Source organism: Rhizobium sp. 862_C5_N1_2 (assembly GCF_051811205.1).
In the GTDB taxonomy this organism is placed as follows: Bacteria; Pseudomonadota; Alphaproteobacteria; order Rhizobiales; family Rhizobiaceae; genus Rhizobium; species Rhizobium leguminosarum.
The window spans coordinates 584084-610140 of sequence record NZ_JBPWPT010000002.1; the positions used below are offsets into that span (position 1 = coordinate 584084).

Annotated in this window: 33 protein-coding genes and 1 pseudogene; 10 read left to right on the top strand and 24 right to left on the bottom strand. The window is 59.8% G+C overall.

Annotated elements, in window-relative coordinates; translation table 11 throughout:
- Positions 1–7: 7 nt before the first annotated feature.
- From ACD590_RS26965 to ACD590_RS26990, 6 genes are all read right to left on the bottom strand, one after another.
- Positions 8–1606 (bottom strand): MFS transporter, encoded by a 1599-nt coding sequence (locus ACD590_RS26965; protein ID WP_439003812.1) that lies wholly within the window; start codon positions 1604–1606, stop codon positions 8–10.
- Positions 1603–2046: a DoxX family protein gene (locus tag ACD590_RS26970; protein WP_439004061.1), complete on the bottom strand. Its 444-nt coding sequence runs from the start codon at positions 2044–2046 to the stop codon at positions 1603–1605. Before ACD590_RS26970 ends, ACD590_RS26965 begins: the two co-directional genes overlap by 4 nt.
- Before the next feature lie 199 nt (positions 2047–2245).
- Positions 2246–4228 (bottom strand): amidohydrolase, encoded by a 1983-nt coding sequence (locus ACD590_RS26975; protein WP_439003813.1) that lies wholly within the window; start codon positions 4226–4228, stop codon positions 2246–2248.
- Complete coding sequence (locus ACD590_RS26980) at positions 4228–4518, bottom strand: XapX domain-containing protein (RefSeq protein WP_112908192.1); 291 nt, start codon at positions 4516–4518, stop codon at positions 4228–4230. Before ACD590_RS26980 ends, ACD590_RS26975 begins: the two co-directional genes overlap by 1 nt.
- 67 nt (positions 4519–4585) lie before the next feature.
- Positions 4586–5275 (bottom strand): hydrolase, encoded by a 690-nt coding sequence (locus ACD590_RS26985; RefSeq protein WP_439003814.1) that lies wholly within the window; start codon positions 5273–5275, stop codon positions 4586–4588.
- A 95-nt stretch (positions 5276–5370) separates the two neighbouring features.
- On the bottom strand, positions 5371–6303 hold the full coding sequence (locus tag ACD590_RS26990; RefSeq protein ID WP_130729850.1) for a VOC family protein: 933 nt from the start codon (positions 6301–6303) through the stop codon (positions 5371–5373).
- A 119-nt stretch (positions 6304–6422) separates the two neighbouring features.
- Between ACD590_RS26990 and ACD590_RS26995 the strand changes: the two genes are divergently transcribed.
- From ACD590_RS26995 to ACD590_RS27010, 4 genes and pseudogenes are all read left to right on the top strand, one after another.
- A complete protein-coding gene (locus ACD590_RS26995; RefSeq protein WP_210068915.1) occupies positions 6423–7322 on the top strand; it encodes a LysR family transcriptional regulator in 900 nt (299 codons plus the stop codon).
- A 127-nt stretch (positions 7323–7449) separates the two neighbouring features.
- Positions 7450–7812 (top strand): annotated as a pseudogene (locus ACD590_RS27000) (IS6 family transposase); the annotation flags it as partial.
- An 83-nt stretch (positions 7813–7895) separates the two neighbouring features.
- A complete protein-coding gene (locus ACD590_RS27005; RefSeq protein ID WP_439003815.1) occupies positions 7896–8951 on the top strand; it encodes a Fic family protein in 1056 nt (351 codons plus the stop codon).
- 113 nt (positions 8952–9064) lie between these two features.
- Positions 9065–9295, top strand: a complete 231-nt coding sequence (locus ACD590_RS27010; RefSeq protein WP_439020996.1) for a hypothetical protein — start codon at positions 9065–9067, stop codon at positions 9293–9295.
- A gap of 68 nt (positions 9296–9363) precedes the next feature.
- Here ACD590_RS27010 and ACD590_RS27015 read toward each other — a convergent pair whose 3' ends face one another.
- Complete coding sequence (locus ACD590_RS27015) at positions 9364–9906, bottom strand: IS5 family transposase (RefSeq protein ID WP_439020998.1); 543 nt, start codon at positions 9904–9906, stop codon at positions 9364–9366.
- Between the two features lie 194 nt (positions 9907–10100).
- Between ACD590_RS27015 and ACD590_RS27020 the strand changes: the two genes are divergently transcribed.
- On the top strand, positions 10101–10469 hold the full coding sequence (locus ACD590_RS27020) for an FCD domain-containing protein (protein ID WP_439004062.1): 369 nt from the start codon (positions 10101–10103) through the stop codon (positions 10467–10469).
- A gap of 176 nt (positions 10470–10645) precedes the next feature.
- On the opposite strand, the gene ACD590_RS27025 is transcribed toward ACD590_RS27020, so the two are convergent.
- Positions 10646–11545, bottom strand: coding sequence for an AraC family transcriptional regulator (locus ACD590_RS27025; RefSeq protein ID WP_210068911.1), 900 nt, complete (start codon positions 11543–11545; stop codon positions 10646–10648).
- Positions 11546–11717: 172 nt separating this feature from the next.
- Between ACD590_RS27025 and ACD590_RS27030 the strand changes: the two genes are divergently transcribed.
- From ACD590_RS27030 to ACD590_RS27045, 4 genes are all read left to right on the top strand, one after another.
- Positions 11718–12476, top strand: a complete 759-nt coding sequence (locus ACD590_RS27030) for an SDR family NAD(P)-dependent oxidoreductase (RefSeq protein ID WP_439003816.1) — start codon at positions 11718–11720, stop codon at positions 12474–12476.
- Positions 12477–12505: 29 nt separating this feature from the next.
- Positions 12506–13180, top strand: a complete 675-nt coding sequence (locus ACD590_RS27035; RefSeq protein ID WP_439003817.1) for a glutathione S-transferase family protein — start codon at positions 12506–12508, stop codon at positions 13178–13180.
- A 26-nt stretch (positions 13181–13206) separates the two neighbouring features.
- The gene (locus ACD590_RS27040) at positions 13207–13803 is read left to right on the top strand and encodes an isochorismatase family cysteine hydrolase (RefSeq protein ID WP_439003818.1); all 597 of its coding nucleotides are present in this window, start codon (positions 13207–13209) and stop codon (positions 13801–13803) included.
- Between the two features lie 63 nt (positions 13804–13866).
- Complete coding sequence (locus tag ACD590_RS27045) at positions 13867–14166, top strand: putative quinol monooxygenase (protein WP_439003819.1); 300 nt, start codon at positions 13867–13869, stop codon at positions 14164–14166.
- Between the two features lie 237 nt (positions 14167–14403).
- On the opposite strand, the gene ACD590_RS27050 is transcribed toward ACD590_RS27045, so the two are convergent.
- The 8 genes from ACD590_RS27050 to ACD590_RS27085 form a co-directional block, all read right to left on the bottom strand.
- Complete coding sequence (locus ACD590_RS27050; RefSeq protein ID WP_027686897.1) at positions 14404–14697, bottom strand: type II toxin-antitoxin system RelE/ParE family toxin; 294 nt, start codon at positions 14695–14697, stop codon at positions 14404–14406.
- 2 nt (positions 14698–14699) lie between these two features.
- The gene (locus ACD590_RS27055; protein WP_018517194.1) at positions 14700–14978 is read right to left on the bottom strand and encodes a type II toxin-antitoxin system ParD family antitoxin; all 279 of its coding nucleotides are present in this window, start codon (positions 14976–14978) and stop codon (positions 14700–14702) included.
- Between the two features lie 248 nt (positions 14979–15226).
- The gene (locus ACD590_RS27060) at positions 15227–15802 is read right to left on the bottom strand and encodes a dihydrofolate reductase family protein (protein ID WP_439021000.1); all 576 of its coding nucleotides are present in this window, start codon (positions 15800–15802) and stop codon (positions 15227–15229) included.
- Positions 15803–16391: 589 nt separating this feature from the next.
- Positions 16392–16688, bottom strand: a complete 297-nt coding sequence (locus tag ACD590_RS27065; protein WP_018245370.1) for a type II toxin-antitoxin system RelE/ParE family toxin — start codon at positions 16686–16688, stop codon at positions 16392–16394.
- Entirely contained in the window at positions 16685–16951 is a 267-nt protein-coding gene (locus ACD590_RS27070) for a type II toxin-antitoxin system ParD family antitoxin (protein WP_439003821.1), read from the bottom strand. Before ACD590_RS27070 ends, ACD590_RS27065 begins: the two co-directional genes overlap by 4 nt.
- A 201-nt stretch (positions 16952–17152) precedes the next feature.
- Positions 17153–17917 carry a slipin family protein gene (locus ACD590_RS27075; protein WP_018245368.1) on the bottom strand — a complete coding sequence of 255 codons (765 nt, stop codon included), beginning with the start codon at positions 17915–17917 and terminating at the stop codon, positions 17153–17155.
- A 28-nt stretch (positions 17918–17945) separates the two neighbouring features.
- Positions 17946–19295, bottom strand: a complete 1350-nt coding sequence (locus tag ACD590_RS27080) for an NfeD family protein (RefSeq protein ID WP_439003822.1) — start codon at positions 19293–19295, stop codon at positions 17946–17948.
- 413 nt (positions 19296–19708) lie between these two features.
- Positions 19709–20623 carry a LysR family transcriptional regulator gene (locus ACD590_RS27085; protein ID WP_439003823.1) on the bottom strand — a complete coding sequence of 305 codons (915 nt, stop codon included), beginning with the start codon at positions 20621–20623 and terminating at the stop codon, positions 19709–19711.
- 112 nt (positions 20624–20735) lie between these two features.
- Between ACD590_RS27085 and ACD590_RS27090 the strand changes: the two genes are divergently transcribed.
- Positions 20736–21128, top strand: coding sequence for a limonene-1,2-epoxide hydrolase family protein (locus ACD590_RS27090; protein WP_018517424.1), 393 nt, complete (start codon positions 20736–20738; stop codon positions 21126–21128).
- Positions 21129–21273: 145 nt separating this feature from the next.
- Here the strand turns inward: ACD590_RS27090 and rpsU are convergent, their stop codons facing one another.
- The 8 genes from rpsU to nthB all read right to left on the bottom strand — a co-directional run bounded on the left by rpsU (position 21274) and on the right by nthB (position 26043).
- On the bottom strand, positions 21274–21513 hold the full coding sequence (gene rpsU / locus ACD590_RS27095) for a 30S ribosomal protein S21 (RefSeq protein ID WP_018444470.1): 240 nt from the start codon (positions 21511–21513) through the stop codon (positions 21274–21276).
- Positions 21514–21847: 334 nt separating this feature from the next.
- Positions 21848–22873, bottom strand: a complete 1026-nt coding sequence (locus ACD590_RS27100; protein ID WP_439003824.1) for a GlxA family transcriptional regulator — start codon at positions 22871–22873, stop codon at positions 21848–21850.
- Between the two features lie 71 nt (positions 22874–22944).
- Positions 22945–23208 (bottom strand): hypothetical protein, encoded by a 264-nt coding sequence (locus ACD590_RS27105; RefSeq protein WP_439003825.1) that lies wholly within the window; start codon positions 23206–23208, stop codon positions 22945–22947.
- A 1-nt stretch (position 23209) separates the two neighbouring features.
- Positions 23210–23935: a CbtA family protein gene (locus tag ACD590_RS27110; RefSeq protein ID WP_168320200.1), complete on the bottom strand. Its 726-nt coding sequence runs from the start codon at positions 23933–23935 to the stop codon at positions 23210–23212.
- Positions 23936–23948: 13 nt separating this feature from the next.
- On the bottom strand, positions 23949–24137 hold the full coding sequence (locus tag ACD590_RS27115) for a CbtB domain-containing protein (RefSeq protein WP_027686794.1): 189 nt from the start codon (positions 24135–24137) through the stop codon (positions 23949–23951).
- Between the two features lie 165 nt (positions 24138–24302).
- A complete protein-coding gene (locus ACD590_RS27120; RefSeq protein WP_018245357.1) occupies positions 24303–24629 on the bottom strand; it encodes a nitrile hydratase accessory protein in 327 nt (108 codons plus the stop codon).
- A gap of 9 nt (positions 24630–24638) precedes the next feature.
- On the bottom strand, positions 24639–25256 hold the full coding sequence (nthA, locus tag ACD590_RS27125) for a nitrile hydratase subunit alpha (protein ID WP_018245356.1): 618 nt from the start codon (positions 25254–25256) through the stop codon (positions 24639–24641).
- 43 nt (positions 25257–25299) lie between these two features.
- Positions 25300–26043 (bottom strand): nitrile hydratase subunit beta, encoded by a 744-nt coding sequence (gene nthB, locus ACD590_RS27130; protein WP_018517432.1) that lies wholly within the window; start codon positions 26041–26043, stop codon positions 25300–25302.
- Positions 26044–26057 lie beyond the last annotated feature (14 nt).

The following is a 26057-nucleotide window of genomic DNA, read 5'->3' on the forward strand; positions in this document are numbered from 1 at the left end:
CGCGTTGCTAGGCGGCCCCCGGCCGGTTGATTGTGAGGAAATGCCGGACGACCGGCTTGTCCGTTCCTGAGTGATAAGCGAGGACCTGGCCCTGTAGGTCAGCATCGGCGTTTGAGACCCGCTTGTGCTGGCGAAGATGCTCGGCCCAGGATTCGACCATGAACCATTCGACGATCTTTTGCGGATCGGCGGAGTCTTCCGTCACCCCCCATCCGTAGGCGCCGTCCCGGCGTCGCTCGTGGGACATCTCATCCAGCGCATGCAGGAAGGCTGTGCGATGATGTTTTTCGACATGGTATTCGATGAGGATCAGAACAGGTCCGCGGTCGTGGGCGACAGGCTCGGCGACCAAGGGTTCTGGCCAGTGATTGGACGGCACCATATCCGCGTCGCCGGCCGGCAGCTTTAAACGATGCATGATGAAGCCTGCAACGAGCAGTCCCACCGCGCCGATCAGCAGCGCTCCCGGCACCCCAGCAGCTTCACCAACTGCACCCCAGCCAAGGCTACCTGCCGTCATCGCACCATTGAAGACGGTGAGATAGACCGCCAGTCCGCGACCGCGGACCCAGTTCGGGAGCACGGCCTGCGCTGCGCCATTCAATGTGGTCAGGGCAGTGATCCAAGCACCTCCGAGAAAGAGCAGAACAATGATGGCGACCCATTTCGGCGGCGCGAGCGACAAAGCGCCCATGACGAGTGCTGTGATAACAGCGGCACCGAGCAGCAGGCCATCGGCATTAAAACGCTCGCGCAGTTTAGGCATGAGCAATGCGCCGCCGATCGCGCCGGCGCCAACGGCGCCAAGCAGGATACCGTAGAAGCCTGCGTCACCGCCGAGCAACTCTCGGGCGACGAGCGGCAGGAGTGCCCAGATGGCACTGGCGAAGGCAAAGAAGATCGCCGCGCGCAAAAGTACGACATGCAAGGGCTTGCTGGCGCGGGTGTAGCGCAGGCCTGCACGGAAGGCGCCGAAGAAGCCTTCCGCCAACGCATCATTCGCGTTCTTTGCCCGCGGCCACCAGACGAGCGCCGCGATGACGACGAAATAGCTCGCAACATCCGCGCCATAGGTGACGCCCGCGCCGAAGGCAGCAAGGAGCAGGCCGCCGGCAGCCGGCCCGATCGACCGGGCGATATTGATGCCGAGCGAGTTGAGCGCGACGGCGTTCTTGACGTCGTCTCTCTTCACCAGTTCGGGCACGATCGCCTGCCAGGTCGGCCCCATCAATGCGGCGCCGATGCCGCCAAGGAAGGTCAGGCCGATCAGCGCACTGACCGAAAGCATGCCGGTATTTGCCAGGATCATGAGGCTTACGCTGACCGACGCGAGCAAGATCTGCACGGCGATCAGGAATTTGCGGCGATCGAGAATATCGGTGAGCACGCCTGCAGGTATCGCCAGGAGGAAGATCGGCAGGGTTCCGGCCGCCTGCACCAGCGCGACGGCCGCCGGCGACGCCGATAGATCGGTCATGAGCCAGGAACTGGCGACATCGCGCATAAAGCTGCCGGTATTTCCGAGGACGGTTGCAGCCCAAAGAACTGCAAAGACGGGCTGGGCAAGGGGGGCAAAGCTGCTCCCGGAGGATTTGGTAGTGCTCATTTGCCAGCTCCCTTGGTCAGATCAATTGTCGCGACAATGATGAAAGCCCCAGCGAGCCCGAGATGTTCGAAGAAGGCGTTGGTTGCCATCATGCGCTCCATGCCCGGGGGCAGCTCCCAGAAACGAAGGGCGATAAGGGTGGCAAAGAGTGTGAACCCGGCGAGCGCCAGCGCACCTGCCCAGCGAAGGATCCCCGACACCACCATGGCCGAGGCCGCTAATTCGAAGGTGATAACGGCGACCGCGAAGAATGCCGCCGGATACAGACCGAAATGGTTCATTTCAGCGATTGCGCCCTGGAAATCGAAGAGCTTGGTGAGCGGCCCCTGGATATAGGCCGCGCAGAGAGCGAGGAGCGCGACGAACCGTGTCGCTGGTGCAGTGATGATCCGCGCAAGACGAGAGCCCCGGTGACGGCTGGACGAAAAATGATCAATCATGTCTGCTCCTGTCGTGTTGTCGATCAAAACAAGCGGCTTTGTTTGCCGCTGGTGGAGCGATATTGGCCAGAAAGATTACCGCCAACAATTGCATCAATTATTTCGATTTAATTGCGATTTTCGCAATAAACGATCCGATAGAGCAAATTGGGCAGCGGAGGCCGCTGCCCACTCAATTCAGGCGCGATACCGCGCGGCGTCACGCGGCCCAGCAGGCACAACCAAGCGCGCCGAAGAAGCCCTTGAGATCGGCAATCGGCAGCTTCGATGTCCAGGCGCCGGCGTGGTCGTGACCATGGACATTGCAGGAACTGGCGCAACCGCACGTCGAGATCGCGGTACGGCGCAAGGAGTTCATGCCTGCGCCCTGCGGTTCGCCCCATGCCGCGTAGCCGCCGAACGTGCGCACGGGAGACCAGTCCGGCATCGCAGGAGGCACGTCGTTCTCGTCGAGTGACTTGAAGTCGCCCGCACCGAAGACGATCTTGCCGCCGACCATGGTCAACTGCGAGGACAGAAACGAGATCTCATCCTCTGGGCAGGTGAAGAAGTCCCTATCCGGCACGACGAGATCGGCGAACTGGCCCTTCTCGATGCGGCCCTTCTTGCCTTCCTCGTTAGAGAACCAAGTGACCTTCTCGGTCCACATGCGCAGCGCCGTTTCACGGTCGAGGCAATTGGCGCGGCGATAGAGCTGCATGCCGCCGACGGTCTTGCCCGTTACCATCCAGGACAGCGAGACCCACGGATTATAGGAGGCGACGCGCGTCGCATCGGTACCGGCAGAGACGTTGATGCCCTTATCGAGCATGCGCCTGATCGGCGGTGTCGCTTCTGCAACGCCGTGGCCGTATCGCTCGACGAAATATTCTCCCTGATAGGCCATGCGATGCTGCGTGGCGATGCCGCCACCGAGCGCTGCGATACGGTCGATCGAGCGATCGGAAATCGTCTCTGCATGGTCGAAGAACCAGTTCAGGCCCTCGAGCGGGATGTCCTTGTTGACCTTCTCGAACACATCGAGCGAGCGGCTGATCGTTTCGTCATAGGTGGCGTGAAGCCGCCAGGGCCAGCGGTTTTCAGCGAGGACTCGAACGACGTCCTCCAGTTCGCCTTCCATTTCCGGCGGCATGTCCGGGCGGGGCTGGCGAAAATCTTCGAAGTCCGCGGCGGAAAACACCAGCATCTCGCCGGCGCCGTTGTGACGGAAATAATCGTTGCCCTGCTTGTATTTGACCGACTGCGTCCAGTTAAGGAAATCCTGCTTCTCTTCCTTCGGCTTCTGCGTGAAGAGATTGTAGGCCAGACGTACTGTAAGCTGGTCCTCGTCCGAGAGCTTCTGGATCACCGCATAGTCGTCCGGGTAATTCTGGAAACCGCCGCCGGCATCGATAACGCCGGTGATGCCCAGCCGGTTCAGTTCCCTCATGAAGTGGCGGGTGGAATTGACTTGATATTCGAACGGAAGCTTGGGCCCTTTCGACAAAGTCGAATAGAGAATGCCCGCATTCGGCTTGGCAAGCAAAAGGCCCGTCGGATTGCCGTTGGCGTCGCGGGTAATCTCGCCGCCTGGAGGGTTCGGCGTGTCCTTGGTATAGCCGACGGCACGAAGGGCAGCACCGTTGAGCAGTGCGCGGTCATAGAGATGCAGCAGAAAGACAGGCGTATCGGGTGCAATAGCATTGATCTCGTCGATCGTCGGCAGGCGTTTTTCCGCGAACTGGATTTCGCTGAAGCCCCCGACGACACGCACCCATTGCGGAGCAGGCGTGATCGCCACCTGTCGTTTCAGCATGTCCATCGCATCGGCGAGCGACCGCACGCCGTCCCAGCGAAGCTCCATGTTGAAGTTCAGGCCACCGCGCACGACGTGCGTGTGGTTGTCGATCAGACCAGGCAATACACGCTTGCCCTTGAGATCGACGATCTTCGTATCGGGTCCGGCAAGCACCATGACGTCACGGTCGGTGCCCACGTCCATGAATAGGCCGTCCTTGACGGCGATTGCGGTGGCGTTCGGATTCGCGCGATCAAGCGTCGTGATCAATCCATTGTGAAGAACGATGTCTGCGTACATGGAAGCGGCTCCGGTCTTGTTGGGATCGGCGGCATTGGCCGGTGAAAACAAGTTTGAAAAGGCGAGGCTCGATGCTGCGCCCAGGAATGTGCGGCGCGTCGTCATCAGCTTTTCCCCGATGTTGAATCTACATGGGGTGGGTTCACCGCCACCACGTTTTTCCCGCCCTTCGGAAGGTGACCGAACATGTGCGGCTTGACCTGATGAAGCCAGGAGACGGCGGCAGGTTCGCGAGCCCAAATGCTCTTTGCCAGCGGCACGAGCTGCTCGCCGACAAGGATGCCGAGCAGCCCGATGAGCGCGACGACAGGCGGGGCAGGCGAGCGGACATTGAGCAGGCTGTAGATCACGCCCACCAGCAGGCCGGCACCAAGTGAAAGAAGATAGAGTTTCATGGGGGTACCTCGCGTGGTGAAAGAAAATCACTCCGGCAGGACGCAGCCGGCCGGAGTGATTGACGGTTTACTTGGCAGGGTTCGGGCCGATCCGCTTGCCATGCTTGACGCGTTCGGAACCACCGTGAACATGCGTAACAGCATAATCGATGCCCATGCCGTAAGCGCCGGAATGCTCCTTCACCAGCGACGTGACCGCGTCGTAGGTTTCCTTGCGGGCCCAGTCGCGCTGCCATTCGAGCAGGACCTGCTGCCAGGTGACCGGAACGACGCCAGCCTGCACCATGCGGTCCATCGCATATTTGTGCGCATCGACGGAGGTGCCGCCGGAAGCATCCGCAACCATGTAGATTTCGTAGTCGGTATCGTTCATGCAGGAGAGCGCGAAGGTGGTGTTGCAGACCTCGGTCCAGAGGCCGGCGACGACAATCTTCTTGCGGCCATCGGCAGCCTGCTTGGCAAGTGCGTCGCGGACGTTCTGGTCGTCCCATGAATTCATCGATGTGCGCTCAAGGATGTCGTTTTCGGGAGCGACGGCGAGCAGTTCCGGGAACGTGTTGCCCGAGAAGCTGTCGGTCTCGACGGTGGTGATTGTGGTCGGGATGTTGAAAATCCTGGCGGCCTTGGCAAGACCGACGACATTGTTCTTCAAGACCTGGCGGTCGATCGACTGAACGCCGAAAGCCATCTGCGGCTGCTGGTCGATGAAGATGATCTGACTGTTCTGCGGGGTGAGGACCTGAAGCTTGCTGGACATCTCGTATCTTCCTTTGACTGAGTTGAAGGTAGGTAATGGGGCAGGGAAGGCGGCACGTCTTGAAAGTTATGCCGCCGTATTGTTGGAAAGCGACGTCAGGCGGCGAGCGGTGCCAGCCCGGCCTCGATCTGTTCACGATAAGGCTCGTACCGTGCCGGCAGCTTCAAAACCTCGCCGAGGTGCGCCGTATCTTCATCGCGGTCGAAACCGGGTTCGTTCGTGGCGATTTCGAACAGGACGCCGCCGGGTGTCCGGAAGTAGATGGCCCAGAAGTAATCACGGTCGATGACAGGTGTTACCTGGTAACCCGTGTCCATCAAAACCTTGCGGACTTCGAGCTGCTTTGCACGGTTCTCGACGGCGAAAGCGATGTGGTGCACCGAACCTGCGCCCTGCCTTGCGAAAGGTGTGTTCGGAAGGACCTCGAGGTCGATCGTATCCGCACCATTGCCGCCGGGGATGATGAAGCGGGTGACGGCACCATCCGTTTCGGCGCGCTGGTAGCCCATGAACCCAAGCAGTTCGGACGTGGCAGCGGTGTCATGCAGGCGGAACTTGGCACCGGTGAAGCCGCGGATGCCAACGCTTTCGTCGATGCCGGCACCATTCCAGGCCTTGCGGCCATCATTTTCCGTTTCGACAAGGGCAAACCCTTCGCCGTCCGGCCCTTTGAACAGGAGGCGGGCAGCGCCGAAGGCAGTGTCGGTAAGCAGGTTGACGGCTCCTTTTGCCGACAGGCGATCCTGCCAGAAGGAGAGTGAGCCCTTAGGCACTGCGAACTGTGTTTCGCTGACTTCGCCAACGCCTGGGCGGCCGCGCATTACGTCGGGAAAAGGGAAGTAGGTCATGACGGAGCCGGGGGTGCCGGCCTCATCACCGTAATAGAGGTGGTAGACGTTGGGGTCGTCGAAATTGACGGTCTTCTTGACGCGGCGCAGGCCAAGCGTGTCCGTGAAGAACGCGTTGTTCTGCCGGGCATCCGATGCCATCGACGTGATGTGATGCAGTCCCTTGATATCCTTGATCATAATGCTCGCCCTTCCGCGGCTGCGTTGTTTGTCTGGTGTGATTGAAAACGTACGCCCGTTGATCAGCGGTCGGAATTGCAATAATATTTGTCAGTGAATTGCCTCAGGTGAAATAATCAATGAACGACTACAAGCTGCTTCGAACCTTTCTGCTGGCCGCCGAGAAACGCAACTTCGCGCAGGTCGCACGCGAGCTCGAAATGACCCCGGCCGCCGTCACGCGGGCGATCGCGGCCCTTGAAGAAGACCTGGGCGTGCAACTCTTCGTGCGGACCACGCGCCAGGTGTCGCTGACGACCGACGGCGCGATCTTCGCCGCCCAGATACAGCCGGCGGTGCAGGCGTTGGACAACGCGCGCAAGGACGTGATGAATACCCACAAGGCCGATCATGGCCGCCTGCGAATCAGCGCGCCGACCTGGTTCGGCCAGCAGGTCCTGCCGCCCATCCTCTCGGCCTTCAAGGAACGCTACCCGAAGATCAGCTTCGAGATCTCGCTTGCGGATGGACTCGTTGACATCATCGATGACGACTATGATCTGGCAATCCGCATTTCCGCGGCACCCTCGGACAAGTTCACGATCTGGCGCAAGATCAGCGTCGTGCGCCGTATCCTGGTCGCAGCGCCAGGCAGCCGGTTTTCCGACATGAAACATCCGAACGAGCTCATTCCAGACGATTGCCTGGCCTATAGCGGTGACAGCAAGCGGGAGACCTGGACGCTGTCGGACGGCAGTGGTAGCGCCACGATTTCTGCGGGCCGGGCATTCAGCGCCAATAGCGGAGAGGTGTTGGCGAGGATGGCGGCCGACGGCGTCGGGGTCGCCATGCTGCCCAAGTTCCATGTGGCCGAGCATCTGCGGACCGGACGGCTCGTCCACGTCCTGCGGGACTGGGCGCCGCCAGACTTATGGTTGACCCTGTATTACCCCCCGTATCAGGTGCTGCCGCCCCGTATCGCCTCGTTCTCGAAGTTCTTTGAACAGCAGGTCCCGGCGTTTATATCGGTAATCGAATGAACTGAGTTTGTTTTTAAAAGGTTTTCGAAAGGGATATTGCTGCACCCGACGGGCTTGGCTTTTCAACTGGCTCTATTGTCGGTATTGCCACGTTGTTTGACTTGTCTGGGTGGGCTATTCGAGCCGGATGAATATTCCGTGCCAGATGCCGCGCCTGAAAGGCTTTCGCTTTGCCCGTGAAATCATCGCCTATGCGGTATGGGCTTATCATCGCTTCGCGCTCAGCACCGCCGACGTGGAAGACCTGCTTGCCGAACGCGGTGTCATTGTCAGCCGGGAAGCAATCCGGCTTTGGGTCAATCGCTTCGGGCGGCATTTTGCAGTTTGTGTCCGGCGAGATCGACCTGCGCCTCGCGATAAATGGCACATCGACGAGGTCGTGATCACGATCCGTGGCAAAAAGCATTGGCTATGGCGGGCCATCGACGCGGACGGCCATGTGCTCGACATTCTGGTTCAGCCACGTCGAAATGCGAAGGCCGCAAGCCGTTCTTCCTTATTGGATGAAAATGGATGGAAAAATGGAGCCTAGTATGTCATATCCCATTCGGATGGAAACGGATGGGATAATGGATGACGGCCCTTGATCTCGCGAAATTGCGTATCACGCCTGAGATCCTGTCGTTGATCGCCGAGATCGACGAATTCAAAGGCGCATGGCGAGCGCTCGGTCGTATCGCGCCAGATCGGCTCTCCAGCTTGCGCCGGGTCGCGACGATCGAAAGCATCGGCTCTTCGACCCGTATCGAAGGCGCAAAACTGAGCGACCGAGAAGTCGAAAGACTGCTCTCGAACCTCCGTATCGGCTCGTTCACCAGCCGAGACGAACAGGAGGTCGCAGGCTATGCCGAGGTAATGGAAACGATCTTCTCCGCCTTCGACGCGATCCCGCTTGACGAAAATCACATCCGCCAACTCCATCGCGATCTACTCGCTCACTCGACTAAGGATGAGCGACACAGGGGAAACTGGAAAACCCTTGCCAACAACGTCGAAGCCTTCGACGAAGATGGACGAAGCCTGGGCGTCGTCTTCGCGACAGCATCCCCCTTTGATACGCCAGGCCGGATGTCGGAACTGGTGTCCTGGCAACAGGCCCAGGAGAAGGATGGGACGTTCCACCCTCTGCTCATCGTCGCTGTCTTCGTGGTGGGCTTTCTGGAAATCCATCCTTTCCAGGATGGCAATGGCCGCCTGTCGCGAGCCTTGACCACTTTGCTGCTCCTTCGGGCGGGTTATACCTACGTGCCATACAGCTCTCTCGAAAGCGTTGTCGAGCAGAACAAGGAAGCCTATTACCTCGCGCTTCGCCGAACGCAGGGCACGATCCGGACAGATCAACAGGACTGGAACCCGTGGATCGAGTTTTTCCTCCGGAGCCTGCAGCGCCAGAAGCAGCGACTCGAGCGCAAGATCGAGCGTGAACGTATCCTGCTGGGCGACCTGCCGGAGTTGTCGGTCTCGATCCTCGAACTTGCGCGTGAGCGCGGGCGCGTTACGGTGATGGACGCGGCCAAGGCCACAGGCGCAAGCCGCAACACCGTCAAGGATCATCTTCGGGTGTTGACCGAGCAGGGGCATCTGACCCTTCATGGAGCGGGTCGCGGGACCTGGTACGGCCTAACTTGAAGCCGGAGTGATTGGTCCGCCGATGCGCCGGGATCGGCCGTGTTGCAGCGATCAGCTTTTTGACGTGATAGCCCTACCCTTTGGATTTTTCATGCAACGCGACTGAACTCGGGATGGCCAAGTTCAGTCATCCGGTTGAGAACTCGGACGCCGATTTTTGCTTCGGTCTTCTGATTGTCGAGGTCCCTGGCTTTGAGTTTCGGCCCAATGACCGTCTTCCATCGGCCCATTTGGGTCTCTACCCGGCTGCGCTGATTGTAGCCGGTGGATTTCTGCCAGGCCATCCGGCCCTTGGTCTCGATTTCGGCGATATGCCGGTCGCGAACCGTCGGATTGAGCGCTGATTGAAAACTGGCAACGGCGGTCTTGGGAGGCGGGATAATGACCTCGACGATCTCACCAAGGCGTGTCGTCAGAAGATCACGGGTCGCGCCGCGCCATCATAGGCGCCATCGGCGATAAACTTGCCGACCGGACCATCAATCTGGCCCAGAAGATCTGACAGGGCTGTGGGATCACCGACATCGTCTGTGGTCAGATCGGAGCAGACAATCTCTCCGCTTACAAGATCGAGACCAAGGTGCAGTTTGCGCCATCTTTTGCGTTTCACCTTGATCTTGTGCTTGTTTTCCAACCATTCGCCTTCACCAAAGACCTTCAGACCGGTGCTGTCCACCACCAGATGAACCGGCCTCCAGCAGGCCGTTCGCCGCCGCACTGGCGGCAAAGCCAGTCCCTTGCTCCGGCGCGACAGGGTGGAGAAATCCGGCACGGTAATTTCAACTCCCATCAGCGCCGCGATACTGCGCATCAGGCCTTGGGTTTGACGCAAAGGCAATTCGTAAACAACACGCACGGTCAGGCACATCGTAATCGCCAGGTCCGAGTATTTCGGCTGGCCGCCACGAGACGTCCGGCGCTGGGCCGACCATTGAGAAAGCGCCTTATCGCTCACCTAGACAGTCAAATCACCACGCTGGCGAAGGCTTTCATTATAAGCCGCCCAGTTCGTGACCTTAAACTTCTGCTTGGCTATCTTGTGCCTACGGTCTTCATTGAACTTATGCGGCATCCAAATACCCTGGGACCAAAAACGGTCGCCTGGTATCAGATCCGCGCCGATCCACGCAACACTGCCAATTAAAACAACTGTACGCGATACTGGACGAGCAGGATATCTGCGCAGAAATACGCAATACGAACCGCTACCACCAGCTTGATCTGGACTTTCATACAACGCTTGCCGAGCTGCATGGAAATTCCGAGATGGTTCGGACCCTGCAACAGATGCGCGACAAAATGTACAGGCTTTCGCGGCGCCTGCACCGAATTCATCCCGAGCGGCTGAGTTTGAACGCGCAACAGCACAGGGCAATTGTAGATGCAATTCGCGAAGGCGAGATTGATAAGTCGCGTAGGAGTATGCAGGCGCATCTGGCCTGGGGACGTGCATTCACCCTTGATCCCAACGGGCGAATGGGAGGGGACTGGCAGCGATTAACGGTCGCTGCAGGCTGATCCTAAAACTGGCGAAGGCTGTAGATTGTGTCGTCCGCGAGAGGAAAGCTTGGACTGATCGGAGGAACGTTGCGGAGGGTATTTCGCCCGACTGTTACAACCCCAGTTTGAGCTAGCCATGGCGCGAACAACGCCAAATTCGCTCGACAGCCTGTGCTCAATAATAACGAAGCCATCTAACTGATCGTATGGTCGCTGATCGACTGCCTAAGCCTGCGAACGTCGCGGACGGGCGGAGCCCCGAATCGCCGCAGATATTCGCGGCTGAACTGAGAGGGGCTCTCATAGCCGACCGCATAGGCGACGTCGGAGGCACTATGGTCGCCGGCGAGCAGCAACTGGCGCGCCTCCTGAAGGCGTATCTGCTTCTGATACTGGATCGGGCTCAATCCAGTCAGCGCGAGAAAGTGGCGATGCAGGCTCGCACGGCTCATGCCAGCAGCTTCGCACAGAGCCTCGATCCGCAGCCGCGTATTACCGTGGTCGCGGATCCATTCGACCGCGCGGCGGATGCCGCCGATCGCGCCTTCTGGGCGGGCGATGTGGCGCAACAGTCGCCCCTGCGGGCCCTGCAGGAGACGATAAAGCAATTCGCGTTCGGCCATCGGCGCGAGCGCCGGGATGTCCGCAGGCGTGTCGAGCAACGCCAGCAGTCGCAGCAGCGTGTCGCGCAGCGGCGGAGTCATCGGATTGATCGCGATGCCGCTGCCTGGCGCGTCTGCGTCGCGCACCGCCGGCATCGTCGATGCGACCTCGGCCAGAAGTGCCGGATCAAGGACTAACGAAATCGCCACATAAGGACTGCCGTCGTCAGCGTCATGGATCTGGCCGCTCAAAGGCAGATCGAGTGCGCTGACCAGATATTGAGACGCGTCGTAGCGCAGGAGGTCGTCGTGGATGGCCACCTCTTTCGATCCCTGCAGAATGAAGCAGATCATCGAGCGGTAGAGACACGGTGACGTTCCCGAGGTCGTTTGTCCTACGCCGATTTCCAGGCGCGGGATCGGCGTCAGGGTCATTCCGGTCCGCCCGTGGCGGAGCGCGATATCGCGATGCGGCTGTAGGTTGTCGGTCATGCCAAGGAGTATGACACCATTTCTCCCATCTGCAAAGCGCTTGAGACAATTAGGCAAGCAATTGAGAGCATTAGGCGGGGCGCCGGACTCACCAATCGCCTATTTGACTGGCAGCGAATGCGGCGCCCCAGCGGCGTGCCATCCGATAATCAGAATCACAAGGAATGTAGCCATGTCTCAGAAGATCGCACTCATTACAGGAGCCAGCCGCGGCCTCGGTCGCAACATGGCGCTGCATCTCGCCAGGCGTGGTGTGGGCGTCATCGGTACCTACCGAAACAGCGCCGCAGAAGCCCAGACGCTGGTCGACGAGATCGAAGCCCTGGGCGGAAAGGCAGCGATGCTGCCGGTCGACGTCACCGACACGGCAAGCCTTTCCGGCTTCGCGCAGGCGGTCACCCACACGCTGGGGACCACGTTTGGCGTCGACCGGTTCGACTATCTGGTGAACAACGGTGGCGAAGGCCTCTATGCAATGGTCGCCGAGGCGAGCGAGGACCAGTTCGACCAGATGGTCGACATGCACCTGCGCGGGCCGCTGTTCCTGACCCAGAAGCTGCTGCCGCTGATCGTCGACGGCGGGCGGATCCTCAACGTCTCCTCGGGCTTTGTTCGCACGACCATGGCGGGCTACGGCCTCTATGCCGCCGCCAAGGCGGCGATGCAGACGCTGACCAAGTTCATGGCGGTCGAACTGGGCGCTCGTCAGATCCGCGTCAACGCGATCGCGCCGGGCGCCATCGCCACCGACTTCGCCGGCGGCCGCGTGCGCGACGACAAGCATATCAACGACTTTGTTGCCGGTAATATCGCGCTCGGCCGCGTCGGCCAGCCCGACGACATCGGTGGCGCGGTCGCCGCAATCCTGTCCGATGATCTCGGTTGGGCCAACGGCACGACGTTTGACGTGTCGGGCGGCCAGTCGCTCTGATCTCTGTTCCAGCACATCGAGACACCGTCATGACCGAGCAAAACCTCACTCTCGTCAGCCACCCGCTGTGCCCATTCGTCCAGCGTGCCGCGATCGTCCTCCTCGAAAAGGGGGTGGCGTTCGACCGGGTCAACGTCGATCTATCGGCCAAGCCTGACTGGTTTCTGGCCCTGTCGCCGACCGGCAAGGTGCCGGTACTGAAGGTGCGCCAGCTTAACGGTGAGGAGGCGATCCTCTTCGAAAGCGTGGTCATCTGCGAATATCTGAACGAGACGCAGGATGGCGCGGCGATGTACCCCGACGATGCATTGCTGCGTGCACGGCATCGCGCCTGGATCGAATTCGCCACCCAGACCTTTACGGAGGGCTGGCAGTTCCTCCACGCCAAGGACATGGCGACCGCCGACGCCAAGCGGGCCGCCTTCCGTGATCGGCTGAGCAAGATCGAAGCGGAACTGGGCGACGGCCCGTATTTCGCCGGGCCGGACTTTGGTCTGGTCGATGCGGTCTACGCACCGCTGTTCCGCTATTTCGGGATCATTGATCCGGAAGTGGCGGACCCGATCTTTGCTGGCCTGCCACGTGTGACGGCGTGGCGCGCGGCACTTGCCGAGCGATCCAGCGTCAAGAACGCCGTGATCGACACCTATCCCGACCTGTTTCGCGACCACCTGCGCCAGCAAGGCGCAATGATCGCGGCTTAACAACCAGAATTCCACGGAGTGATATCATGACCGACCCATCCAATAGCGCGCTGATCCTGATCGAATATGTCAACGACTGGCTCTCCCCGACCGGCGGCATTTATCCGGTGTTTCAGGACCGGGAGCAGGTCGACACCGCGATCGCCAATTCGAAGATCATCCTCGAAGAGGCCCGCCGTCGTGGCCTGCACGTGATCCACGCAGCGCTGAGGTTCGAGCCGACCTTCAAGGTGCTGGGCGAGGCCAAGTACGGCCTGCGTAAGATGACGCGCGACCATGGCGCGTTCCTGGGCGAGCAGGCCGATTTCTTCCCCGGCTTCGAGCCGGCGGAAGGCGAGCATGTCGTTCGCGAGCGCGCCGGCGGCAGCAGTGTCTTCGTCGGAACCACGCTCGACGGCTACTTGCGCAACAACCGCATCAATGAGATCTACCTGTCGGGCTTTTCGCTGCGCCAGTGCGTCGAGTCTTCGATGCGCAATGCCCACGACCTCGGCTACCACACCAACGTTATCTACGACGCGTCGGCCGGCTATACCCGCAAGCAAAAGGACGACTTCGTGGCGGAGATCGCACCCTTCTACGCCAACGCTATCACCACGCAGGAATTCGTGTCGCACGAGTGAACTACCACCGCCCGGCCCTTTCAGGGTCGGTCCTTGGTTTATCAAAGCTTCGGAGGCACTACGATGATTGGATTGATGGTCGAACTCGCAGTCACGCCTGACAGCGGTGCAGCATTCGAACGTGCCTTCGCCGTTCAGGCGGCTGCGGTACAGGCCAACGAACCGGGCAACCGCCTGTACGAACTGTTCAAGTCGACCACTCTGTCTGACAGCTACACGCTCGTTGAAATCTACGAGGATGATGCCGCGCTTCAGGCGCACCGCGCATCGCCGCACATGGCGGCCAATCGACCGCTGACCGCGCCCTTTCTGGCCGGGCCGCCCGCCATGCAGGTGTTCGAGGTCATCGCGCACCGCCTCTGACCGGTGCGTTGGCCGGGCCTCTTTTACCGAGGCGAGCCCATAGCTGACTTACCCGAAAGTCGCATCGGTTGAGCTTGCCGAACCGTCGCTTACATCTGGGCGTGGTTGCCCAATACTTGGACGACTATTTCTCGCATAGAACGAAGGTAACCTTAACTTAAGAGTTCCATAAATATGCTTACGCCTGAAAACGCATGCAATCCGAGATCTTATATGAGGGGTACCGCGAGCCCGCCGTTATATAATCACTTTGGAGGAAATCTTTCTGCGCCCGTGCAGGACGCGGACGATTTCAATGGCACTGCCACTGAGCCGATAAAGAGTCAGATACTCACCTGAAACGAGATGCCGAATGCCTGGCGCGATATCGTCGCGCGCAACCCCCGAGTAGGGGTGTCGGGCGAGATTGTCCCAGCGTGCTTCAATCGCGTCAAGAACACGGTCAGCCGCAGATATGTTGTCAATGGCTATGTAGGACCATATCTCGATCAGGTCCTCGTCCGCACGATTGGTTCGGATAATTGGAAGCATGCTTAGCGTTCGGGTCGTGCAGATTTTAATCGCTCGAGCGCTGCAGCTTTTACCTCTGCCATTGTCGTGCGGGAGCTTGGGCCGCTTTCGATGCCATCTTGTACGAGCGCTCGCAGATCCTCGACGGTGTAGCCGAGCAAATCTCGTCGCTCCTTCCATTCGCGGACGGCATCACGGATGGCTTCACTCGTCGATGCATATTCGCCAGCATCGACCGCGCTTCGCACAAAGCCCGCCATTTCGGATGTCAGTGCAATCGTAATTTTCTCGACCGTCGCCATAGTTTCCAGCCTCCGATTTTACTGCTGAATGGTATGCGATTAGCGTACCGTACGCAAGTCATGACCATTTCATTCGAAGCAGCACACAACGCCGGGAGCCGATTGATTATCCATTCCGTCCCAGTCGCCAACCAGTGGTCGTAGGTTCGAATCTATTCAAGGCGTGGGATTTGAACCGACGACCTTGCTGTTACAAGACCTATCTGTTTCAAATGCTTTAGTAATCAGACATGGCTGGTTGCGTTCGCTTACTTCACAATGCGAAAGGCGATATGCCGAGCGAGCGGCGTGTCGAGCATGCTGGTGGGCTCAAGCATGATCAGGTTGGGCATCGTGTCGAACAGCCGAGTCCCAGCACCAAAGAGCACCGGCACGATATGCAACTCGATTTCGTCGACAAGCCCGCCGGCCAGTGCTTGGCGAAAGACGTCGGCTCCACCCATGAGGCTCACATCCTTGCCTCCGGCCGCCGACTTCGCCTGCTTCACCGCGTCGGGAATTGAACCAGCCGCGTGATAGATTCCAGTGCTGTGCGAGGCGAGTAAAGGCCGGTGGGTGACGACGAAAAGCGGCAGCTTTAACGGCCCCGTCGGCCCGTTCTCGTCCCAGTATGGGATCGAGTCGTCATAGCATTTGCGCCCGCAGATCACGGCGCCAACATTGCTGGTGAGGCGCTGCACATATGCATCGCCCTCTGCACCGCCGTTGAAGAACCATCCGTGAAGAAATTCGCCGTTCTTGCCGAGTGGTTCCTCCCTGGTCTGGTTTCCTGCGGTAATGAAGCCGTCGAGCGATATGCTGATATTGAAAGCGACCTTGGTCATTTGCGTTCTCCGTGACCGGTTGAGGTTACGCCTTCAAGACGTATGAGTGGCGGTCAAATCTACATCTGGAGCAACGAATAACTCGTCGCGGCCTTTTGATGCGTCCGAACTCCTCGGCCATTTCGGGCTTACGGCGTTGATCCGGATGCTGCGGGTCGAGGCTAAGAGCGGCGGAGCGGACGAGGCCATCGACTTCGCCGTTTGCGACCGGGAAGCCGGTCGCTGCTAGGGTCGGATCGTCGAGGAGGTAATCCGACATAGGGCGCATCTTCGTCCGAGACCAGCGGACGGTCCTGCGAGGTGATCCGAACAGTTAAAAGAACCGCAGCGGTGTCCCCCCACGCCTTTGGCCCATCGCAAGTACCGGCTGTAGAGCGTCTTCTTCGGTCCATAATCGGCCGGCGCGTCGATTAGCCAGCGATATGCGTCGGCGTCGTACCCACGAAACCTTCAAAACTGCAGGTGGGCCGGTTCCTATCTCATCAACTGCATGACTGTGGAATGGCTGATCCGCGCGATGACACTGAGACGAGGGTAGCCGCTTAGCTCGGCTTTAGGGCGCGAGGTCGCCCCGGATCTACCCATTAAATTATTCGCCGAACAGGATTGCGCCATAGTCCGTGGCGCCGTGCAGGATATGGACGATGATCACCTTCGCGTTCTCGACGCGGTAGAAGATCAGATAGTTGCCATGAACGCGTCGGCGGATACCATGGTGCTCGTAGCGGGGAACGAGGGCGAAACCGTTGGGGCTGTCGACGAGGTCTTCGCAATTGCTGCGGAGCTCCCGGACGAATGAAAGGGCGCGGCGCGGATTGTCCCATGCGATGTAATCGGCAATCTGCTCAAGATCGTTCTCCGCCTCGTCGGAAAATTCAAGGATCATGCCGATTTTTCGGCCTGATCAGCCATCACACTGTACTTTGCCTCGAGCCGGTCCAAGACATCGCTCGCTGGCTTAGTCCGGCCCGCCTCGGCATCGGCAATGCCGCGCATGATGGAAGCATCCAGTGCGGCAAGCCGGGTCTCCCGGTCCTGAACCAGTCGGACACCTTCGCGGAGGACTTCGCTTTTCGAGCCATAGCGACCTGTGTCGACAAGTTGCTGGATATAGGTTTCGAGCTGCTTTCCCAGATCGGCACTAATCATTCTGCTCTCCATCGGTTTCGATGGAGACAAGATATGTCGTTTATCAACTATTATCAAGCGTGATCGTTCTCTCTCTCTCTCTCTCTCTCTCTCTCTCTCTCTCCTGCTGTCCGCGCCGGCCATTGCTACCCTCAGCAATCTGGCTGAAGACACCTTGACCGCAGGACCATCGCTCCATCGGCAAAAACAACGCAGGCGTCGTCATCGGTCCGGTTTGGGCGGCATCAAATTGCCGAACTCCATCGGAAAAGGAAATATGATCGTCGAGGTCTTTTCGCCGGCGATGACGTTCAATGTACTCAAATAACGAAGTTGCATGGCCTCGGGTTGCCTGGCGAGGATTTCGGCTGCTTCAAGCAGTTTGGCTGCAGCCTGCTGTTCGCCTTCGGCATTGATGATCTTGGCGCGCCGCTCGCGCTCGGCTTCCGCCTGCCGGGCAATTGCGCGGATCATCGATTCGTTGATGTCGACATGTTTGATCTCCACATTGGCGACCTTGATGCCCCAGGCATCGGTCTGGGCGTCGAGGATTTCCTGAATGTCGATGTTGAGCTTGTCGCGTTCCGCCAGCATCTCGTCGAGGTCATGTTTGCCGAGCACCGAGCGCAGTGTCGTCTGGGCGAGCTGGCTCGTCGCCATCATGAAGTCCTCGACCTGGATCGTCGACCTCTCGGGATCGACGACCCTGAAATAGATCACCGCGCTGACGCGGACCGAAACATTGTCATGCGAAATGACATCCTGGCCGGGCACGTCGAGCACCCGCGTGCGCAGGTCGACCCGCATCATCTGTTGGACATAGGGGACGAGCAGGATCAAGCCGGGCCCCTTGACACCGGTGAAACGGCCAAGCGTGAAAACCACGCCGCGTTCGTATTCCCGCAGGATCTTGATCGCAGATGCGACGACGACGAGCAGAATAAAGATGATCACAAGATAGAAGGCGAGATCTGCAAACATGCCCATGACTTTTTCTCCTGCATTCTGAAGGCCGTTAGGCCTCCTGCGAACTGCGGACCACTTCGAGCGTCAACCCATCCCGGCCGGTCACTTTCACACGGTCGCCGGCGGCAAGCGGCTCAGTTGAAATGGCCTTCCAGCGTTCGCCATGAGCGATGACGAAGCCCGAGATGCCCGTCCAGCTGTCGACCTTGCCTGAAATTCCGATCATCTGCTCGCCGCCGGTGACGACATCGTGCCAGCGCGAGATGAAGGCGAGACGGGCAATGACAAGGCTAAGAGCGAGGCAGGCGACGGCGATTGCGCCAAGCACCGACCAGGAAACTTTAAGCCCGGGTATGTCCGTGTCGAACAAGATGGTAGCGCCGAGCACCAGTGCGATGCCGCCGCCGACGCCGAGTGCGCCGAAGGACGGCGAATGCGCCTCGGCCACCGTCAGACCCACGCCGAGAATGATCAGCCCGAGGCCCGCAAAACTCACCGGCAGCAAGGCCAGAGCATAGAGACCAAGCAGCAGGCAGATGCCGCCGATCGTTCCCGGCACCAGCGTCCCGGGCGTCAGAAATTCAAAGATCAGGCCGTAGATACCGACCATCATCAAGATCAGCGCGATGTTCGGATCGGTGATCACCGAAAGCAGGCGGGTTCGCCAGTCCGGTTCAAGTTCCTGGACGATTAGACCCGATGTTTCGAGCCGGACATCCGTTTGACCGACCCGCACGACCCGGCCCTGCGCCTGTGCGAGGAGATCGTTTATATCGGCCGCCGAGAAATCTATGACCTTCTCACGCAGAGCTGCGGCGGAGGAAAGGCTCGCGGCCTCGCGCACGGCGCGCTCCGCCCAGTCGGCGTTGCGATTACGCAGTTCCGCAAGACCGCGGATATAGGCCACCGCATCGTTGATCGCCTTTGCCTCGCCGGCATCGCGCGGCACTTGCCGCTGCTTGCCGGTCGTATCAGGGCTGTCGTTTCGGTCACCATCGGATGGTCGGCCGCCAAGTGCGATTGGCGTCGCCGCACCCAGATTGGTGCCTGGTGCCATTGCCGCGATATGGCTTGCGTAAAGAATATAGGTGCCGGCGCTGGCGGCTCGTGCTCCGCTGGGTGCAACGAAACTCGCGACCGGTATCGAGGAGGCAAGGATCGCACGAATGATGTCGCGCATCGACGTGTCGAGACCGCCGGGCGTGTCGATCTGCAGGACAACCAGGCTGGCGCCACGTTCATTGGCCCGTTGAAGGCCGCGTCTTACATAGTCGGCCGTCGCCGGGCCAATCGCCCCGTTCATCTTCAGGACTATGGCGACACGCTCAGCTTCAGATGCGGGCGTCGCCAGGCCCAAAGCCGAGAACAACGTCAGCAGCAAAGCAAGGATTGACGGCATCCACCGCCAAAGCTCCAAACGCCACACAATCGTCCGCCGGACTCTCATATTCTGAAATATATGGCAGAACTGCGAAACGGTAAGAGACAAGTCTTTTCTCTGCGCCAGTCAAGCGCGGCTAGAAACATTGCAAGCGTCCCCCCGCAGCACAATCCCATCCGCATGTGATCAGTTAGCGCTGCGACAGAGCAGGTCTCGGACCTCCGAGGGTTCGCCGATAGCGAAAAAAAAGCCGCTCGGCGGTTAGAGCCGAGCACGATGGCGCAGGACATGATTGAACCGATGGACGCCGAAGGTGTTGAACGCTTCCATATCCTCAGCCATGACCTTGGTGGCCCGGCCTCCGTCGCGCCGGCCTATTTGGCAGGTGACAGGGCAATCTCCCATTTCGTTCTTCGGGCTTTCGCGTTTTGTCAATCAGTTATAGGTAACGCCAACTCGCTTATGAGATTGTCGATCATCCACCTCCCACCCTGCCCAGGCGGGCGTGATCGCTTAAAAGCAATTGACAGGGGTATTGGCTTCCACCCATCCGGTGAATTCTCAACTTCGGTCCGAGGTCTCCGGAGGCGTCCTGTCTTCAAATCCTCTTCGACGAGATGGACTGGCATCAACCCCCACCCGAGGCCAGCACGCAGGAATTCCTGTTTCGAGCCCAGGTCGGCCACCCGCCAGACCTTCTGCGAAAACACCCCGAAAGATCGCCCAGTTGATCGAGAAGTCTTGTCTGATATTATAAGCTGGTTGTGCTGAGTTAACGCCGAATGCGTGATTGGCTCTCGTTCCATTGAGAGAGGATGGCTACTTCCGACGACGAGACACATGGGTATGTCGCAAAGCGGTGTCGTCACGAATTCGGAGGGCGCGTCGGGCAAGGTGCCAATGACCGCAAACGAAGCCTGGCTGTCCCAGACGGTTTGCAATGTCGATCCGAGCGACTCCGAATATACCGAGAGAGCGGTACGGGGAAATTCCCGCCTGAACCTGTCTATGACGGCTGTCAGTCTCGATGTTGGCAGCATCACATCCACCGCGAACGCAAGTTCCGCTTCAATGTGACCCTGAAAGTTCGCCGCCTTGGCTCTGAACGCATCGGCTGCATCGAGCGCAGCCTTAGCGTCCGGCAACAATGCCCTGCCATGTTCAGTCAGTTCGGTGCGCCTACCATTCTTCCGGAATAGGGCATAACCAAGTTGCGACTCCGTGGCTATGACGGCCTCGCTGACCGCCGACTGCGCCTTGCCGAGGAAGCGTCCGGCCGCTGAAAGGCCTCCCTGCTCCGCTACGGCGACAAATGCCCTTAGGCGCTCAAGCGAAACGTCTTTCATACCAGCCCCATCGGAAAGTCCGATAAAACATATCGAGTTTCATCGGCTTCTCAAGCGACCTCTTGATGCTTATTCGAAATGAACTGCAGCGCCGAAAGCAATGGAGACATCAATGCCAGACTCTACACCAATTGAGATCGCCAAGACGTTTTTCGGCCACTGGAATGCCAATCGCGTCGACGAGGCCTTGGCAATGCTCGCTTCCGACGTTGTCTACGACAACGTCCCGCTCCCTAATATCGTCGGCGCTGACGCCGTCGCGAAGTTCCACAAGGAGTTCGGCATCGGTACCGCATTCACCTTGGATTGGCAGGTGAAAGCGATCGCGGCAGACGGCAACGTCGTCCTGAACGAACGTGTTGACATCTTTCGTCACCAGAGTGGTGGTACCATTACGCTCCCCGTCATGGGGACCATCACGGTGGTTGACGGGAAGATTACCGTGTGGCGCGATTATTTCGACGCAGGTGATTTCGACCGGCAGCTGTCGCAGATCAAACTCTAAGCAGCAGAGCCAAGTCCATAAACACATCACCCTCCGCCGGGCCTTTCCAGCCCCGGGGCGCAGCCGTGCGCCCTCGCGCAAAGGACATCTCGGGCACGAGAAAGTCCTATCGTCGACAGACGAAACATTCGTCGCCCGATCCCTGCTAGCGAGCGGAAGCTCTCGCCTTTTTGGGGACCGAGATACCGCTTTCCCGCTCAAGTTTTTTGCGAGCCAGCTTGCGGACACGCCTGATACCCTCGGCTTTTTCACGAGCACGTTTTTCGGAGGGTTTTTCAAAACGCTCCCGAAGTCTGGCCTCCCGGAAAACGCCCTCGCGCTGCAACTTCTTTTTCAAAAAACGGAGCGCTTGCTCAACGTTATTGTCACGTACCATAACTTGCATTCTAAACTCCCAAGGTCACTGACGCGCGCCTCATTAGATCTATGCACATTGATGATCAAGACTTGGAAGACAGTTTGTCTAGATTCTCTGTCGCAACCGCTTTCAAAAGCACGGTCGCAAATGGCTAGAGTAAGCTCTGCCCGCGATTGGCGGGTCAGAAGTTCCTATCCTCTCAAGAGCTAGGTTTTGTCAGGCCGCTGCGCATGAGAAACGCCAACGGTGATTGGTCTCGTTGCGTAAGTTTCGGATGCAAGATCACAACCGAATCCGCAGGGATTTTCCTCTGACCTGAGAGTCCCCCTTCAGTTTTCGGGGATCAGGGCATGAACGTCCATTACAATCGCAGCTCCTGTCGGCGCGGCTGGCGGGTCTCATAAACCATATACTTGGATCGTTCGATACCGGCAGGCGCGGAACGTTGAAAGCGGCCACGATAGTGGTTAGGGCTCACTCCGATCGTTCGCGCAAAGGCGCGGCGCATCGCATTGACGTCGCTAAAGCCGCACATGGCGGCGATCTTCTGCAGCGGCTGGGCGGTATCCTCCAGCAGACGGCGGGCAGCGTCGGTTCGCGCCGCCGTGACGAAATCCGCTGGCGTCATGCCGAGCTCGCGGCGGAACACCCGGGCGAAATTGCGTTTGCTCATGCCGATTTTCTGCGCCAGATCATCTACAGCGAGCGGAGCGCCGAGGTTTGCCAGCACATATTCCTGCGCCTTTTGGATCAGCGTCGTTTCCGACATCTGGCCGACGAGATGGGCGCTGAACTGCGATTGTCCGCCTGGACGCTTCATGAACATCACCATGTAGCGGGCAACGATCATCGCGACATCGCGCCCGTGATCTTCTTCGACCAGCGAGAGCGCCAGATCGATGCCCGATGTGACGCCCGCAGCCGTTATGAGTGCACCGTCGCGAATATAGATCGCATCGGGATCGAGATCGATTGCCGGAAAGTCCCTGGCGAACTTGCCGGCACATTCCCAATGCGTCGTTACGTTCTTTCCGTCGAGCAGCCCCGCAGCCGCCAACAGGAACACGCCGGTACAGATCGACCCGAAGCGCCGGACCGTCGGCACCCGCCGCTGCAGCCACGCGATAACCTCGGGATCGATCGTCTGGAACGACGGATCGCCAGCGACAAGCAGCGTGTCGATCGGCTCGTCCGGGTCGAAGATCGTCCGGTCGGCGAGGAACCGGAGTTTGCCCGTTCCGTTGACGGACGCCGCTCCTGTCGACATGATCTGTATGTCGTATGCATCCGTGTCGCCAAGCCTTCGGGCGGCTTCCCAGAAGACTTCGGCGGGACCGACGATATCCAGAGACTGGACCCCGGGCGGGGAAAGAATAACAACGCGCATTGCCTTGACCCCTGTTGCGATGCGGATCCGGAAACGCCCGCATGTTCAATCCATGCAATTAGCCTGCCAGCTTACGAAAGGCTGCGGCGGATCTGCCGGCTGTCGAGATGAAAATTCCGCTGTGCCGGTGCCTCGCCGGGCTCGATCCTCTGCCGGGCGGCACTGAGCAACGCAGGGGCGTTACGCCTGGCGAAGGCGAGGCATTCGTCCGGCGAAGGCCTGGCGCCGAGCAATGTCCGCAGCGCAAACCGGTGGACGAAACAGTGGCCGCCGTTGCCGGCGTCAAACTGCTGCGCGTCGATATCCTCGCGCCATGTCAGGTGCAACTCTTCCACCCTATGCCTCGAAACGCCGGAAGAACGTGCCCGTCAGCGATCCGAGCAGCGCCCAGAAGACGAGGCTGGTCATGGCTGCGGCGGCGATGAACTGATGTTCGAGCGCTTCCGGAGCCAGCGCATGCCGGCCCTCTGGCGCGGCTGGCGCACCGATCACATGCGGAGCCGCGATCAGCACGATGGCGGCGACCGCCGTCCACGGCTTCCTGTGAAAGGCGATCAGGGCGAGGCCGCAAGCCGTCGCAGCCGCCGTCGCTATCCACCAGACCTGCCGGTCGGCAAGCGGCGCGGATGGCGTGCCCGGCAGTTCGGGCGGCAATCCCAGCAACGGCGCGATCATCACGCAGGCAAAACCCGCCAGCCCCCACATCAGCCCTTCGCGCCAGCCGAGCGACTTGCCGCGCATCGAGATCAGCCCGGTCAGCGCCAGCGCATAGCCGATGGCAGTGAGAATATTGGCGGCCAGCGTGAAGGCCGTCCGCTCGACGCCGTCGGCCGGCTCCCAACCTCCCTCTTCATGGTCATGAGCGGCCATCGCCGCATGATCGTGTCCGGCGGGAATAGCGGCTGCGGCGCCTGCCGCCGGCAGTGCCTCACCCGCTTTCTCGTAGACTTCAGCCTTGGCGATGAGCTGGCTCGTGCCGAAGAACTGGACGGCCGTGACAGCGGTTCCGACGATACTGCCGACGAGCACCGCGGTGAAGACGATCGAGCGAAACAGCGACATTGTCATTCTCCTCTCAGTGGCACGGAAACGCGTTGGCGTGGCGCGTGTCATGCGCAGCATTGTGGACGATTTCGATATGCGAGAAGCCGACAAAGCCGACGATCATGAGGCCAAGGCAGGCGGCAATCGCCGACTGAAGCAGCCTCGTGGCGGAAGCGGTGGCAACAGGTGCCGAGGATGAGACGATATAGGGCGTGGACATCGGAAAACCTTTCGACATGGCGCCTTTGGCGCCGATAACATGTTGACTGAAGGGCCAGCGCATAACCCCGAAAATCGGAATCGATTTCGGAAAGGATCATGCGCCAATTCAAAGTGATAGAACGTCCTTGGCGCGTCCTGCGGGACGCGCGGCGCTCTATGGTGATCAGGCCGCGAAGGCGGCCTTGATCTCGTCTGCGTCGATGACGCCGGATTTCGCCACGGCCTTTTCGAGGGCGGCCAGGAACTGGTCATAATAATTCCAGGAGGATCGATCGACTGGATGGGCCGCTTCCCAGGCGCTGATCGTGCTGATCAGCTCGTCGCGGAAGTCGTCCCATTCGAAGAAGCCGTCCTTGGCGAGCGCAAGCGCCATGCCGAAGGCCTTTCGCTCCCACTCGCTGCCGAAGCAGAGCGAGCCGTTCGCCCGCGGCGGGTTGTCGGTGCTGCCCATCATCTCGGTGACGGCGAAATGCTCGAATTGCGTCAGCATGTCCCCTCCTCACGCTGCCCTGGCGACGGCGACACCCATCATCGCTTCGGGCGTGACCAGGGCCTCGAGTTCCGCTTCGGAAAGCCCGTCCGTGCCGGCCGGGCGTTCCGGCACGACGAACCAGCGGATCTGGGCGCTGGAATCCCAGACCTTGATCTCGACCGCATCGGGAACCGCCAGCCCGAACTCCGTCAGTACGGCGCGCGGCTCGCGGGCGGCACGGCTGCGGAAGGTCGGGTCCTTGTACCAGTAGGGTGGCAGGCCGAGCACCGGCCACGGATAGCAGGAGCAAAGCGTGCAGATGATGAGGTTATGGACATGGGGGGCGTTGGCCACCGCGCGCATGTGTTCGCCCTCGGCACCCGCCATGCCCTCGGGCAACTGAAGTTCGGCGATGGCCTTCGGCGTGTCGGCGACGAGCCTGTCCTTGAACGCCGGGTCGACCCAGGCGCGCGCGACGATCTTGGCGCCGTTGAACGGCCCCATCTTTGTCTCGAAGAAATCGAGGACTGTATCGACGGTTTTGTCGGTGATCACGCCCTTTTTGATCAGCAGGGCTTCCAGGGCTTTGACGCGGGCGGCGCTGTAGGCTTCCCGGTCCTGGCGATAGTGAAAACGGTCCATCATTGTTGTGGCTCCTTGACTGGAATGGCGGCGGCTGGTGTGCGTCTCAGGCGGCCTTGGAGGCTTCGCCGGCTTCCGGTGCCTCGACATAGTGGGCGTAGAGATCGGCATAGAGGCTGAAATTCTTCTCGGCATTATCGGGCCAGAGGTCACTCGGTTCGAAGCGAACGCAGTAGACCGGCATCGCCGCGCCGACGCCGTCGGGGCCGGTGTCGCAGAGATAGGTGTAAGCCCCGTCATAGACGGTCTCGATCGTTCCGAACTTGTTGCGGAGGAAACCGGGCAGCCTCGTATGCTCGACGGTCGGCACATCGCGGATCGCCACCGTATCGCCGACTTTGAATTCGAAGGTCACGCCGACGTCGCGCTTGGGGCTGTCGCCTTCGACTAGATATTGCACGACGCGCCGGTCGATCGCCTCATCGCCGGCCTCGTGCAGCGGCTTCGACGGCTCGTTGTAATATTCCTCCGTCAGCGCATCGAGCTCTTCTGCCGTGATATAGCCGTTGTCGATGAAGTATCCCGATATTCCGCCGAGCCACTTCTCGTAATAGCGAAACCTGAAATAATCGAACGGATTGAGGGACTCCGCCCCTTTCCTGAGGTCCGCCCAGGTCCAGATGGTCTTGAACGTCGATGGCGTCTCGGGAAGCGGAAGCTGCGGCGACAGCGCCATCATCGCCGTATGGATGCCGAAGATCCTGGTTTCCCAGACATCGACGAAAACGCGCGTTTCGGTGCTCACGGGCCCCAGCCCCTCAAGGCCGCCAAGATAATGCTGAAGTTTCATGGGATCGTTCCTTT